The organism is Streptomyces sp. NPDC001604, assembly GCF_042893475.1.
GTDB lineage: Bacteria > Actinomycetota > Actinomycetes > Streptomycetales > Streptomycetaceae > Streptomyces.
Genome location: NZ_JBIAUY010000003.1, coordinates 102,770 through 115,562 on the forward strand (window position 1 = coordinate 102,770; position 12,793 = coordinate 115,562).

Sequence of the window (12,793 nt, forward strand, 5' to 3'; positions counted from 1 at the left end):
GTCACCATTGTTGTCATTGACAGCATTGTTGGCGCCGCCTACATTGGCGGTCATGACTACTTCACCCAGCAAGTGGAACGTGACCGACATCCCCGACCAGACCGGCCGCACCGCCGTCGTGACCGGCGCCAACAGCGGGCTCGGCATCGCCACCGTCGAGGCGCTGGCCGGTGCCGGTGCACATGTGGTGCTCGCGGTACGGGACGTCAAGCGCGGCGAGGCCGCCGCCGCGGGTGTGCGAGGGAGCGTGGAGGTGCGCCGGCTCGATCTCGCCGATCTCACCTCGGTGCGCGAGTTCGCCGCCGGCTGGCAGGGCGGCCTCGATCTGCTCATCAACAACGCCGGTGTCATGAACATCCCGGAGGCGGCCACCCAGGACGGCTTCGAGATGCAGTTCGGCACCAACCACCTGGGGCACTTCGCCCTGACGAACCTGCTGCTGCCGCACATCACCGACCGGGTGGTGACGGTGTCGTCCGGTGCGCACAAGATGCCGGGCAGCCCGCGGATCCACTTCGACAACCTCAACCTCACCGGCGAGTACGCACCCATGAAGGCGTACAGCCAGTCCAAGCTGGCCAACCTGCTCTTCACCCTCGAACTGCAGCGCCGCCTCGCCGAGTCGGGCTCGCCCGTACGCGCCCTGGCCGCCCACCCCGGCTATGCCGCAACGAACCTCCAGAGCCATGACGGCAGCGCCCTGCGACGCGCCCTCATGCGGGTCGGCAACCGCTTCATGGCCCAGGACAGCAGGGCCGGCGCGCTGCCCACGCTGTACGCCGCCGTACAGGACCTGCCCGGTGCGAGTTACGTCGGCCCCGACGGCCTCGGTGAGATGCGCGGCGCCCCGACCCTGGTCGGCCGCTCACCGGCGGCCAGCGACCCGGCGACCGCCCGCCGACTGTGGACGGTCTCCGAGGAGCTCACCGGGGTGACCTTCCCGCAGCCGGCCTCGATCCCGGCCTAGCCCGCCATCAGGTCGTTCTCGACGGCGGGTGCCACCCGGTCGAACCAGACCTGCGTCTGCGCCGGTTCGAGTACGCGGTCCAGTTCCAGCGTGGGCGTCATGTGCTCGAAGACCCGGCCGAGTCCCATGCCGAAGGTGCCGTTGGGCGGATGCAGGACGAGCACGCGGGTGCCGTCGAGCGGTTCGATGTCGGCCGGAACGCCCTCGGGGTACACATAGCCGCCGTGCCCGTCGAAGAGGCGGAAGCGGCGTATCGCGGGATCGCTCCTTCCCAGGTTCGGATCGCCGTCGGTGGCCGCCTCGACCCATGAGGGTGCGGGGCGCTCGCCCGCGACCAACCCCTGCCCGGGATCGCCGATCAACCGGTCGGCGAGGAGGGTGTGCAGCTGCAAGTTGTCCCCGATGCCGCCCATCGTCAGGGCGTATCCCCTGCGGGTACGCGGGTCCAGGACGAGCAGCGGCTCGTCGTCGAGGACCGCGGCCAACTGCCCGACCCAGGCGGCGCGTTGTGAACGGTCGGCGACCACGGCGGCGCGCTCGCGCAGTTCGGTCTTGACCGGGGCGGCGACGGCCGTGCGGAAAGGGCCGCGGGCGAGGAGTGTGGTCAGCGCCTTGAGCCAGTCCTCCATATCGAACCACGACATGGCCATCCGGGTCAGGAACCCTTCGTCGACGTCCCGCCGGGCCGGCTTGCCGAGGGTCTTCACCATCCGGTCGCAGCTCGCGCTCACCGGCTCCGGCAGCGGCCTCCACCGGGTCGCCCTGGCCCAGAACTCCGGCACCGCCGCGTTGAGCATCATGGCTTCCGAGGCCCGTTGCGGCAGTACGTCGACCAGGGCCATGGGCGAGCCGCCCCACTCCACGCACGCCCCCGCCAGCACGGCCGTCATGGCGTAGTCGCCCTGCAGGCCGCGCAGCCACGGGGCAAGGGCCTCGATCACCGCGGTCGCGCTCTCGGGACCGCCGGCGCGGGCGGCCTCGCCGAGCCGGCGCATGGCCTCGCGGTATCCGGGGCCGGAGCGGGACCTCATCTGGGCGACGAGGTCGTCGACGAGCCGGGTGATCTCTGTGGGCACGGCCGCACGCCAGCAAGCACCCCGGGCGGGCCGTGATCAGGGACCGCTTCCCGCGGCCGGGTCCGGCTCCCCCGGCCGGTCCTGGCGGGGCCTGCGATCCGCCGGTCTGCGGGGCGGGATCGGCGTCGACGCGAAGGCGCGCGGCCCCGTCCACAGGGCGGGTACCGCGTCGCAGCGGCGGCACATCTCGTAGGCGATCGCCTCGTAGTTGACGCGCCAGCCCTGGAAGTGCGGCCAGGCGTCGGCGACGCTGCGTTCGGCGTGGAAGCCTGCCGTCTCCAGCATCGCGACGGCGGCCTCGAACTCGACGTAGGTGAGATGCAGGGCGGCGTCCGGAGCGGGATCGGGGTCGAAGGGGAAGCGCTGGACGCGGGCGATGTCGCGCAGCGCGGTGAAGCCGGCCCGCAGCACCAGGCGGGCCTCCGGCGGGGCGGTGCGCGGGGTGAGCGCCAGTTGTATGGCCGCTGCGTCCATCACGGCGACCAGGCCCACCAGCCAGTGTCGGTAGGGCCGGGGCGAGCGGAACGCCATCAGGACGGGGTACGTGGAGTGGCTCTCGCCTATGTCGGAGGCCAGCCGCTCCCAGGACCGGTACAGCTCCGGCAGCGCGGTCTCGGTGTCGACCAGCCACTGCCTGGCAAGGATCTCCGGGCCCCAGGCGGGCTCGCCGGCCCGGGACTGCAGCAGGGTCACCTCCAGCTCGCGTCGGTTGTAGGCGGCGTAGAGCGTGGGCAGGTAGGCGATCTGCAGGGCGATCAGGACCGGTCCTGTGGCAGCGGCGACGAAGTCGAGCGCGGACAGCCGCAGCCGGGCGCCGCTGGCGAAGCCGAGGGTGAGCAGGCTGGAACCCGCCTCCCGGAAGGAACTGCCCCAGGACAGCCCGGACACGGCGTGCAGCAGCAGCCCGAAGCCGGCCAGCGCTCCGCCGAGCCAGGTCGCGAGCATGCCGATCAGGATCAGCGGGGCCAGCCAGGTCTGTGCGCGGTCGACGGCGCCGTAGCCGCCGCGTAGCGCGGCCAGCCGCAGCAGGCGGCGCAGTACCCACCACAGCCGGTACACCAGCATCGAGTAGAGCCCTCGCGGCACCACCAGGGTTCGCACCACGCTCCCGGCCATGACCGCCAGCAGCAGCCCGCCGACCACGCCGGAGATCCACGTCATGCGGCCATTGTGGACCGCTCCCGCCTGTGGTGATCAGTTACGGCCGCGGAGGCGGAGGACCGGGTGGGTCAGCACCGCGGAGACCATGGGCACGCAGCCGTACTTCTCGCGGCAGGCCGCCACCAGGGGGCGGACACTCCGCCGCGGGCACCTCCTGCGTGATGAGGTCCCGAGGCTGCGGACCGGAGGGTCGGCGGGGGCCGGACAGGGGCAGGCAGCACCGCGGAGACCATGGGCACGCAGCCGTACTTCTCGCGGTGGGCCGCCACCAGGGGCCGACGCTCGACGGTCAGTCGCTCAGGCCGCGGTACGAGACGGGCCGGTGCTCGCCCTCCAGGACGGCGACGCGCACCCTCTGCGGGCGGCCGCCGCGCGCCGAGAGCCGGGACACGTGAAGGGACGGTTCCCCGGGCCCTATTCGGCGCCGAAGTCGGGAAGCGTGAGCGTCCCGTCCTCGGCCAGCGGGAAACCGGGGTTGTGGGCGATCTCCCAGGCGTGGCCGTCCGGGTCGACGAAGGCGCCGGAGTAGAAGCCGATGGCGTTGGTGGCCGCAGGCTTGGTGATGGTTCCGCCGGCCCGCTCGACGGCGGCGAGCAGTGCGTCGGCCTCCGCCTCCGAACGGACGTTGTGCGCGAGGGCGATCCCGCCGAAACCCCCGGCGGCTCGGGGCTCCAGGCCGCAGTCCCGGGCGAGTTTCTCGCGGCTCCACAGGACCAGCCCCAGACCGCCCGCCTGGAAGAAGACGGTCTCCTCGACCTCCTGGCCCCGCCAGCCCAGCGCCTCGTAGAAGCGCTTGGCGCGGGCGAGATCGGACACTCCCAGCGTGATCAGTGTGATGCGCTGTTCCATACGATCACGTTACTTCGGCCGCCCACGTCTCACTCCTGACGCAGCAGATCCCGTACGGCGGCGAAGGCGGCCTCGGCCGTCGGGAACGGGCCCACCTGCTCAAGGTCAAGGATGTGTCGACCCGCGGGGGGATGCTCAACCCGGGCAAGAGCCTGTGGTGCTCCAGGAACGCTTGCCGCTCAAGGAGACAGGCTCGATGAAATGCCACGATCCGCCGTGTTCTGCGGGCAGTCGCCGCGCGTCCGGGAGCGGCGCGGCGGCCGCAGCGGTCGTATCGTCTGGCACGGTGCGGGCGCCCGGGCATGAGCGGGGACGGCGCCGTTCATCTCCCGGGCCCGGCGCCTTCCCCCGTCTCACTCGCCGACCCTCAGGGCCGGACCAGCAGCGTGCGTACGCCCTCGGAGGTGAGGGTCAGCGGGTGCTCGGACCCGGCGTCGATGGTGAGCGACAGATCGTCGGCGGGCCACTGCGAGGCCAGAGCACCGAGCGGCACCAGACGGTAGCGGGAGACGAACGGCAGCAGCCCGGCCATCTCCCCCTCCGAGGTGAACACGGGCACCACCGGGTCGCCGCCCGGCTGCTCCAGGACCGGCAGCGCCACCGCGCTCGGATCGACTGCATCCTCCTGGCTTGCGTCGTCGGGCACGGGAACGAGCACCTCACTGCCGGCGAGCGTGTCCAGCGCCGCCGTGTCCTCGGTGTTCACGGCCAGCGCGTCCAGCGCCTGCCGGGCAGGTGTGGTGGTGTGGTCGTTGGCAGGTATCTCCATGGCAGATCCCCTGGTAGCGGCGGTCGTACGGCCCGCCCGGGACAAGATCGGCCCCCGGCACGGTCCTGCTCGCGTACCCGATCCCGACCAGCCCATTCATCCGTTCCCCGGGAATTCACCAGGGTGGTTGCCTCAGGGAATCAGCGGAATGTCCTGCGAGGGCAGCCCGAGGCGGTCGCAGCCGACCCGGCGGGTCAGGGGCTCGGCCATGCTCGCTCCCACGTGCGTCCAGTACGTGGCCGCGTCCCGGAAGTAGCGCTGCATCCGCTCGCCGTCGCGGGCGTGCCGGGAGCCGGCCGTGCGGAAGAGGATGCCCTGCAGCACGTCCCAGGCCGCGCGCCCGGCGTTCAGGAACATCAGCGCGAGCCGGTTGTCCTCGACGACGGTGAAGGGTGCCTCGCCGGTGACGTTGCGTCGGCAGGTCTCCATCCAGTCCTGCGCGGTCTGCCGCAGCGCCGCCTCGGCCATGTCGATGATGCCGAGCGCCTCGCCGAGGTGGCGCTGGTAGTCGTGCAGGTCGGCACGGGTGCGCTCGGGTTCCAGGGTGAGGGGGCGGGCGGCGACGATCCGGGCGTACTCGTCCGCGGCGGCGTACGCGGTGCCGATCATGATGGCGGCCAGCTCGCCGTGGAAGAAGCTCGGTGCCCGCCCGGCGTACATCGGGTTGCCGTGCAGTTCCGAGCCGACGCTGCCGCCCTCGACCGGCAGGTCGAGCAGGAAGGCCTCGCGGGTGAGGTACGCCGGGATGCGGGCCTGCTCCATGTGGATGCTGTTGGAGCCGCTGCCGCGCAGGCCGAGCACGCCGTGCCAGTCGTCGAGCATCGTCCACACCGAGCGCGGCGCGACGAACAGCACGGGCGGTCCCGGTGCCTCGCCCGGTGCGGCCGGGGCGCGCAGGGTCTGGCCGACGTAGTGCGTGGAGTAGGGAGCGCCGGAGGAGTACGGCCAGGTGCCGTCCAGGACCACGTGGCCGTCGCCGTCGGGCTGTGCGACCCCGACGGGTACGGCGGTGGAGGCGGCCCGGAAGTCTCCGTCGGCACCGAAGATCTCGTCCTGCGCCCGCTCGTCGAAGAGGGAGGCGACCTGGAGCACATGGGCGGCGGTCAGCGAGAGTGCCCATCCGGTGGAGGGGCAGCCGCGGGCGATCTCGGTGACCACACGGTAGAAGACCGGCAGGCCGAACTCGTAGCCGCCGTAGCGCCGCGGCTGGAGCATCCGGTAGAAGCCGGCCTGGAGGAAGTCGTCGTGGGTGTCCTTGGGGTAGTGGGTCAACCGCTCGGTCTCCGGCTGACGTTCGAGCAGGACGGGCCTGAGCGCGACGGCGCGCTCGATGATGTCGTCTTCGGTGAGGTCGGGTTCGGGAGCGGCGAGCACGGTGCCTCCTGACGGGTGGGGCCGTCGGTCACGTCACGCGACAGAGGTGATTGAACACGGCAAGTGCCCTGTGGGTACCGACCGGATAAGGCCAACGTCGCCCGGGACTCAGCCGAGCAGACGGCACGGCAGCGCCCGCTCCTCGGCGCCGCCCCGCCCGTCCGGCTCCACCCGGTACACCTGGGCGCCCGCCGCCCGCGTCACCGTCTCCGTCAGCTGCCCGTCCACGAACAGCGCGCCCACCCCGTCGTCCAGCGCCCATCCGGCGGGCAGCGAGCCGTCGGCGACCGCCGCACGGTACGAGGGGCGGCGGCCCGGCTCGCTGTCGTAGTGCGGGCAGACCGAGCCGGGCAGCAGGCCAAGGCCCTCCGGCAGGAAGGTGAGGGGGCCGAAGGAGTCGGTGTGCGAGCCCTCGGCCCAGCAGTTGGCGCCGGCGCTGATGCCGCACAGCAGGGTGCCCCGGTCGTAGGCCTCGCGCAGCAGCCGGTCCACGCCGTGCGTGCGCCACACCGCCAGCATGTTCGCGGTGTTGCCGCCACCCACGTACACGACGTCCTGCGCCAGCACGAACGCCCGCAGGGCTTCGTCGTCCAACTCCCGCCGGAACAAGGGCAGTACGGTCGGCTCACCGGTGTGGCGTGACCGGAAGACGTCGTAGAAGCGTTCGATGTACGCGGGGGCGTCCCCGCTGGCGGTGGGTACGAAGCACACCCGGGGCCGGGCCGTGCGGGCGTGGCGCAGCAGCCAGTCGTCGAGCAGGCCGTCGTCGTCGAGGCTGAAGCCGCCGCCGAGGAGGGCCAGTCGATGCTGTCGCACGGGAGGGACGGCCACGAGAGCGCCTCCTGACGGGTGGGGTGTCCGGACACCTTGTCGTGTCCTGCGTCGGGTGCGCAATCGCATATCGCCACCGAGCGACCGGGACCGGGACCGGCCGATGAGCGGCGCCGGGCAGCAGGTCAGCTCGGTGGCCGGTGCTCGGATGAGGGCGAGGGCTCTCCGGCCCACCGGTGCAGGGCGGCTTCCAGGCCGGTGGGGTCGGCGTTGTCGCAGGCCCAGGCGACCACACCGTCCGGGCGTACCAACACCCCGGTCGGCGTGGCGTGTTCGTCGCTCACGCTGCGCACTCGCCCGGCCCAGTCCGCGGCGAGGCGGGCGAACGCGCCGTCCGCAGTGCGGTCGAGCAGCAGGAACCCCCCGCCGTGACCGTGGTCGACCAGCCGGGAACCGTCCGCGAGCCACAGATCGGGCACGTACCGTCCGACCAGCGGATGGCCGCCGGGCAGGTCGATGCGCTGGGTGACGCCGGAGATCTTCTTGACGGCATGGGTCGTCCCGGCGGGAGTGTTCAGCAGGTCGGCGACGACCGTGCGCAGCGCGGCCGACTTGGGGTCTCCGCGCAGCACGCCGATCTGGGCCCGCGCCCAGTCCAGCACCCAGGCGCCGAGCGGGCGGCGCTCGGCGTCGTAGGTGTCGAGCAGCCCGTCGGGTGCCCATCCGGCGACCACGGCGCCCAGCTTCCAGCCGAGGTTCATCGCGTCGCCGAACCCGAGGTTGAGTCCCTGCCCGCCGAACGGCGCGTGCACGTGCGCGGCGTCGCCGGCCAGCAGCACCCGCCCCGCCCGGTAGGCCGCGGCCTGGCGGGCGTTGTCGCTCCAGCGGGTCGCGGTGCCGCGCAGCGCGGTCAGCGTGACGTCGGTGCCCGAGACACGGCGCAGACTGGTCTGCAGCCCTTCAAGGGTGACCGGCTGCGCGGGGGTCCGCGCCCCGCGCGGGAGAGGCCGGGCGTGGGGGCGGTCGGCCGCAGCGCTGTCGAACTCCACGGTGACCACCCGCCCGGGCTGCGGTCCGTAGCGGTAGGCCCCCTGGGCGGACCACACCCATCCGTCCGCGAGCTGCTCCGGATCGGCGATGTCGACGACCGCCAGGTGTCCGGTGAGTTCGGGGTCGGTGCCGGGGAAGTCGATGCCGGCGAGGCGGCGCACTGTGCTGCGCCCGCCGTCGCACCCGACCAGCCATCCGGTGCGCACGGTGCCGGCGGTGGTGCCGACGAGCACGCTCTCGCCGGTGTCCTCGAGCGCAGTGACCTCCACCCCGCGTCGCACCGGCACGCCGAGCCGGGCGACATGGTCGGCCAGCAGGGCCTCCAGCTCACGCTGCGGCACCATCCTCGCTCCGTCGACCGCGGTGTGTGCGGCGAGGTCGGGATCGGACCAGTCCACGAGGTCGGCGTCGAGGACCATCCCCGCGAAATGCCCGGTGAACCGCGCCTCGCGCGCTCGCCGGCCGCCACCGGGGTGCTGGGCGCCGTCCGCCCGGGTGAACGATCCCAGCCGCTCGAGGATCTCCCGCTGCACCTGTTCGGCGGCGTGCAACAGCCCCCGGCGATCGAGTGCCTCGGCCGTCGGCACGTTGATCGCCCCCGCCTTCATCCCCTCGTCCGGCTCGGCCAGTCGCTCGAGCACCTGCACCCTCGCTCCGGAGAGCGCCAGCTCCGCGGCGAGCACGAGGCCCACCGGCCCGGCTCCCACCACGGTCACGTCCATGTCCTGCTTCACATTCATCATCACGAACGCTGTTCTATGTACGAACAGCGTTCGTGTCAAGTTATGATGGGCGAGTGAACCCGAGAGAGCGACGTGCGGCACGCCACCAGCCGCCGAATCCCGAGGCCGAAGGCAGCCCCAGGCCACGGCGCCGCAAGGCCCCGATCACCGTGGAACAGGTCGTCGACACCGCGCTGGCCCTCATCACCACCGAGGGCTACGAGGCCCTGACCATGCGGCGGCTGGCGGGTGCGCTCGACACCGGCCCCGCCTCGCTCTACGCCCACGTGGTCAACAAGGCCGACCTCGACGAACTGCTCATCGGGCGGTTGTGCGCCGAACTCGTCCTGCCCGAGCCCGACCCCGCGGCCTGGCGGGAGCAGATCCGCGGTGTGTGCACCCAGATACGCGACCAGTACCTGAAGTACCCCGGGATCTCCCGCGCCGCACTCGCCATGGCTCCCACCAACCTCGAGACCCTGCGTGTCACGGAAGGAATGCTGGCGATCCTGCTCGCCGGGGGCGTCGCCCCGCAGAGCGCCGCCTGGGCCATCGACGCCCTCCTGCTGTACGTGGCCGCCTACTGCCTCGAGGCATCGATCGTGCGTCGGCGCTCGGCAGACGACGACGCCGTCTGGGTGGTCGACCGCGACGAACTGCTACGCCGGTTCAGCGCCCTGCCTGCTGGCACCTTCCCGCACATCACCCGCCACGCCGGCGAGCTCACCGCAGGCGAGGGACACGACCGGTTCGACTTCACCCTCGCTGTGATGATCGACGGTCTCGTCCGCCACTGAAGCGTGCTGTCCAAGGCCGTCGGCAGGTCGACGGCCTTGGCGACGCGCCTCAGGGGACCAGTCGCGGCAGCGGTGGCGTGGCGGGCCGGGTGCCGTGGCGGATGTACCACTCGGTGGACAGCAGCCGGGCGCGCTCGGACGGCGGCAGCGCGGCCAGCCGGCCGGGCAGGGCGCCCCGCTCCACCTCACTGCGATGGGCCAGCACGGCCGTCATCTTCCGCTCGGTCCACGGCCCGACATCGACGACGGCAGCGACCCACGCGTCCGGCACACTGAACATTTCCCTTCCCGGCCGCAGCAGCGCGCCGCCCAAGGCGCGGGCGGCGGACTCGGGATGCGTGGCGAGATAGAGCGCACTCGGCCGCCAGGGCGCACCGGCCTCGGGATACAGCTGCCCCCACCCGGCGGCCTCCACTGCCGGCACCGTCAGCCGGTGGGTCTGAACATGATCCGGATGCCCGCTCAACCCGCCGTAACCGTCGTGCGTGACAACGACCTCCGGCCGGAACTCCCTGATGTGCGCCACCAGCCGCCCCACCGCCTGGTCCAGCGGTGCGTCGCACAGCCGCGCGGCCCCGGGCGCCGACTCCGGCACCCGCGCGTCGGCGTACCCGAGCATCCGCGGCTTCCCGGCCCCGAGCACCCGCAACGCCTCCTCCAACTCCCCGGCCCGCCAGGTCCCCTCGGTCCAGGTCGCGGTGACGACAGCGGTCCGGGCCCCGGAGTCCGCGTGCTGCGCGAGCACGCCTCCCGCGGAAAGGGATTTGTCGTCCGGGTGCGCGAAAACCGCGAGGAGGCTGGGCAGGGGCACGGTGGATTCCTTTCCGGGGGCAGCCGGGTCGCGCTACGTCGGTGGTTCACCGACGCCCGGGCGGGTCTTCGCTCACCCCGCCTCGCCCAGCAGTTCGGCGACGGTGGTCACGCGGATCAGCGGCCGGTACAGGTCCATGATCTGCAGCGCCTTGGTGTGCGAGTCGTCGTCCGCGCCCGCGCAGGCGTCGGCGGCGACGAGCACCTCGACACCGGCGTCGGCGGCTGTGAGCGCGGTGGACAGGACGCAGCAGTCCGTGCTGACGCCGGCCAGGACCAGGCGTTTCTCGGGGCCGAGGTGCCGGGCGAGTTCCGGGGTCCACTTGCCGAAGGTCGCGGCGTCGACGACATGGCTCGCGTGAGGCTTGAACTCGTCGGCCAATTGCCAGAGCCGGGCGTCCGGCGGCTGGAGGGCGAAGGGCCACTGCTCGTAGTAGGCCTGCCAGGCGCCGTCCGGCTTCGCGGGCGCCAGGAAGCGGGTGAAGGCGACCCGGTCGCCGTAGGCCGGCAGCAGGCGTCGTACTCCTGCCGCGGCCTCGGAGAAGCGGGGGGTGGCCCAGGGGCTGTCGGGGTCGGCGAAGACGCGCTGCATGTCGATGACGGCGAGCAGTCCGGTGGCGGACGGGGTCATGCGATCGGCACCTCCTCCCCCGCGGCCGGGCTCGGCGCTTCGGCCTCCTGGGCGCGGACGCGGGGGCGGCCCAGGGCCAGGGTGCCGAGGAAGGCGAGTGCGAGGGCGGCGAGGACGCCGAGGTTGGCGTAGGCCCAGGCGCCGGACTTCCCGCCGAGGCCGAACGGTTCGAGGAGGTAGCCCTGCCAACTGAGCCAGCCGGCGGCGGAGTTGGTGACCAGGCCCCAGCCCAGCGCGGTGGCGGCGAGGGTGAGGAGCAGCGGGGCGGGCGGTACGTCGCCGTAGCGGCCCGCGGGGCGGTAGAGGTCTGCCTCGTCGTAGTCGCGGCGGCGCAGGGCGAGGTCGGCGAGCATGATGCCGCACCAGGCGGCGATGGGAACACCGAGCGTGGTCAGGAAGCCCATGAACTGGCCGAGGAAGTCACCGGCGAAGAAGACGATGTAGATCGAGCCGGCGATCATCAGGACGCCGTCGACGAAGGCGGCCACATAGCGGGGGATCCTGATGCCTGCCGACAGCAGGGCCAGGCCCGAGGAGTAGATGTCGAGGACCGCGCCGCCGACCAGGCCGAGCACCGCGACCACGGCGAACGGGACCAGGAACCAGGTGGGCAGGAGGGTGGTGAGGGCGCCGATCGGGTCGGCGGCCACGGCCGTGTCGAGTTTCGTGGAGGAGCCGGCCAGCAGCAGTCCGAAGACCAGCAGGAGAAGCGGGGCCACGGATGCCCCGAAGGTGGTCCAGCCGATCACTCCCCGGCTCGACGAACTGCGCGGCAGATAGCGGGAGTAGTCGGCGGCGGCGTTGACCCAGCCGAGGCCGAAGCCGGTCATCATGAACACCAGCGCGCCGATGAACTCCTGGGCGGAGCCCGCCGGGAGGGCGCTGACGGTGCTCCAGTGGATGTGGTCGGCGACCAGCACGATGTAGACGACGGTCAGGACGCCCGTCACCACGGTGATGACGGTCTGCAGCCGCATGATCAGGTCGAAGCCCATCACACCGCCGACGACGGTGAGTGCGCCGACCACGACCAGTGCGACGACCTGGGTCCCGGTGCCGCCTCCCCAGCCGAGCCGTCCGAAGACGGTGGCGGTCGCCATGGTGGCCAGGGCGCACAGCACCGTCTCCCAGCCGACGGTGAGCACCCAGGAGATCACCGAGGGCAGGCGGTTGCCGCGCACCCCGTACGCGGCGCGGCTCAGGACCATGGTCGGCGCCGAGCCGCGCTTGCCGGCCACCGCGATGAACCCGCAGAGCAGGAACGAGAAGACGATGCCGATGACGCCCGCGGTCAGCGCCTGCCAGAAGGAGATCCCGAAGCCGAGCGCGAAGGCGCCGTAACTCAGGCCCAGGATGGAGACGTTGGCGCCGAACCAGGGCCAGAACAGGGTCCGCGGGGTGCCCTTGCGCTCGGCGTCGGCGATGACGTCGAGGCCGTGCGTCTCCACCTGGAGCTGCCGGCCCGCGGCTCTGTTGTCGGGGGTGTCCGGGGAGTCTGCCATCGTCGTCCTACCTGTCCGGGCGGGTGTTGCCCGAAGCCTTGTCGGCGCAGGTCGGGGCGTCAAGGCCGCACCGGACGGGTGTGCCGGACGCGACTGCGCACAGGGGCGCGATCCCGTGAACCGCACGGGCGGCCTCGTCCGATGAAGGGCGAACAGGAAAGATCCCGGTACCCGTTCGGGCACCGGGACCCTCAGAACCGGATCGATGACCGCCCTTCGCCTTCGCCTTGTCCGCGGTGATGGCCGTGCTGTGCCTGCACGCTCAGCACGCCCGGGACTGCGGCGGGCGGACCTGGGCGAAGGTGTAGGTGCCC

Annotated in this window: 12 protein-coding genes; 2 read left to right on the plus strand and 10 right to left on the minus strand. The window is 72.3% G+C overall.

The window, feature by feature from the left end:
- Positions 1-52 precede the first annotated feature (52 nt).
- On the plus strand, positions 53-967 hold the full coding sequence (locus tag ACFY1E_RS10035) for an oxidoreductase (protein WP_389073568.1): 915 nt from the start codon (positions 53-55) through the stop codon (positions 965-967).
- Here the strand turns inward: ACFY1E_RS10035 and ACFY1E_RS10040 are convergent.
- The 7 genes from ACFY1E_RS10040 to ACFY1E_RS10070 form a co-directional block, all read right to left on the minus strand.
- Positions 964-2,043, minus strand: coding sequence for a hypothetical protein (locus tag ACFY1E_RS10040; protein ID WP_389073570.1), 1,080 nt, complete (start codon positions 2,041-2,043; stop codon positions 964-966). The two genes, ACFY1E_RS10035 and ACFY1E_RS10040, sit on opposite strands and share 4 nt — an antisense overlap.
- Before the next feature lie 36 nt (positions 2,044-2,079).
- On the minus strand, positions 2,080-3,204 hold the full coding sequence (locus ACFY1E_RS10045; protein WP_389073572.1) for a hypothetical protein: 1,125 nt from the start codon (positions 3,202-3,204) through the stop codon (positions 2,080-2,082).
- Between the two features lie 414 nt (positions 3,205-3,618).
- On the minus strand, positions 3,619-4,053 hold the full coding sequence (locus tag ACFY1E_RS10050; RefSeq protein ID WP_389073574.1) for a VOC family protein: 435 nt from the start codon (positions 4,051-4,053) through the stop codon (positions 3,619-3,621).
- Between the two features lie 367 nt (positions 4,054-4,420).
- Positions 4,421-4,822: an SseB family protein gene (locus ACFY1E_RS10055; RefSeq protein WP_030926690.1), complete on the minus strand. Its 402-nt coding sequence runs from the start codon at positions 4,820-4,822 to the stop codon at positions 4,421-4,423.
- 132 nt (positions 4,823-4,954) lie between these two features.
- On the minus strand, positions 4,955-6,196 hold the full coding sequence (locus ACFY1E_RS10060) for an acyl-CoA dehydrogenase family protein (protein WP_389073577.1): 1,242 nt from the start codon (positions 6,194-6,196) through the stop codon (positions 4,955-4,957).
- A gap of 108 nt (positions 6,197-6,304) precedes the next feature.
- Positions 6,305-7,027: a Type 1 glutamine amidotransferase-like domain-containing protein gene (locus tag ACFY1E_RS10065; protein ID WP_389073579.1), complete on the minus strand. Its 723-nt coding sequence runs from the start codon at positions 7,025-7,027 to the stop codon at positions 6,305-6,307.
- A gap of 125 nt (positions 7,028-7,152) precedes the next feature.
- Positions 7,153-8,757, minus strand: coding sequence for an FAD-dependent oxidoreductase (locus ACFY1E_RS10070; protein ID WP_389074874.1), 1,605 nt, complete (start codon positions 8,755-8,757; stop codon positions 7,153-7,155).
- Between the two features lie 56 nt (positions 8,758-8,813).
- Here ACFY1E_RS10070 and ACFY1E_RS10075 point away from each other — a divergent pair, with 56 nt between their 5' ends.
- Positions 8,814-9,536, plus strand: a complete 723-nt coding sequence (locus tag ACFY1E_RS10075; RefSeq protein ID WP_389073581.1) for a TetR/AcrR family transcriptional regulator — start codon at positions 8,814-8,816, stop codon at positions 9,534-9,536.
- A gap of 49 nt (positions 9,537-9,585) precedes the next feature.
- Here the strand turns inward: ACFY1E_RS10075 and ACFY1E_RS10080 are convergent, their stop codons facing one another.
- The 3 genes from ACFY1E_RS10080 to ACFY1E_RS10090 form a co-directional block, all read right to left on the minus strand.
- Entirely contained in the window at positions 9,586-10,347 is a 762-nt protein-coding gene (locus ACFY1E_RS10080) for a PIG-L deacetylase family protein (protein WP_389073584.1), read from the minus strand.
- Positions 10,348-10,419: 72 nt separating this feature from the next.
- On the minus strand, positions 10,420-10,977 hold the full coding sequence (locus tag ACFY1E_RS10085; protein ID WP_389073586.1) for a cysteine hydrolase family protein: 558 nt from the start codon (positions 10,975-10,977) through the stop codon (positions 10,420-10,422).
- On the minus strand, positions 10,974-12,479 hold the full coding sequence (locus ACFY1E_RS10090; protein WP_389073589.1) for a purine-cytosine permease family protein: 1,506 nt from the start codon (positions 12,477-12,479) through the stop codon (positions 10,974-10,976). Before ACFY1E_RS10090 ends, ACFY1E_RS10085 begins: the two co-directional genes overlap by 4 nt.
- Positions 12,480-12,793 lie beyond the last annotated feature (314 nt).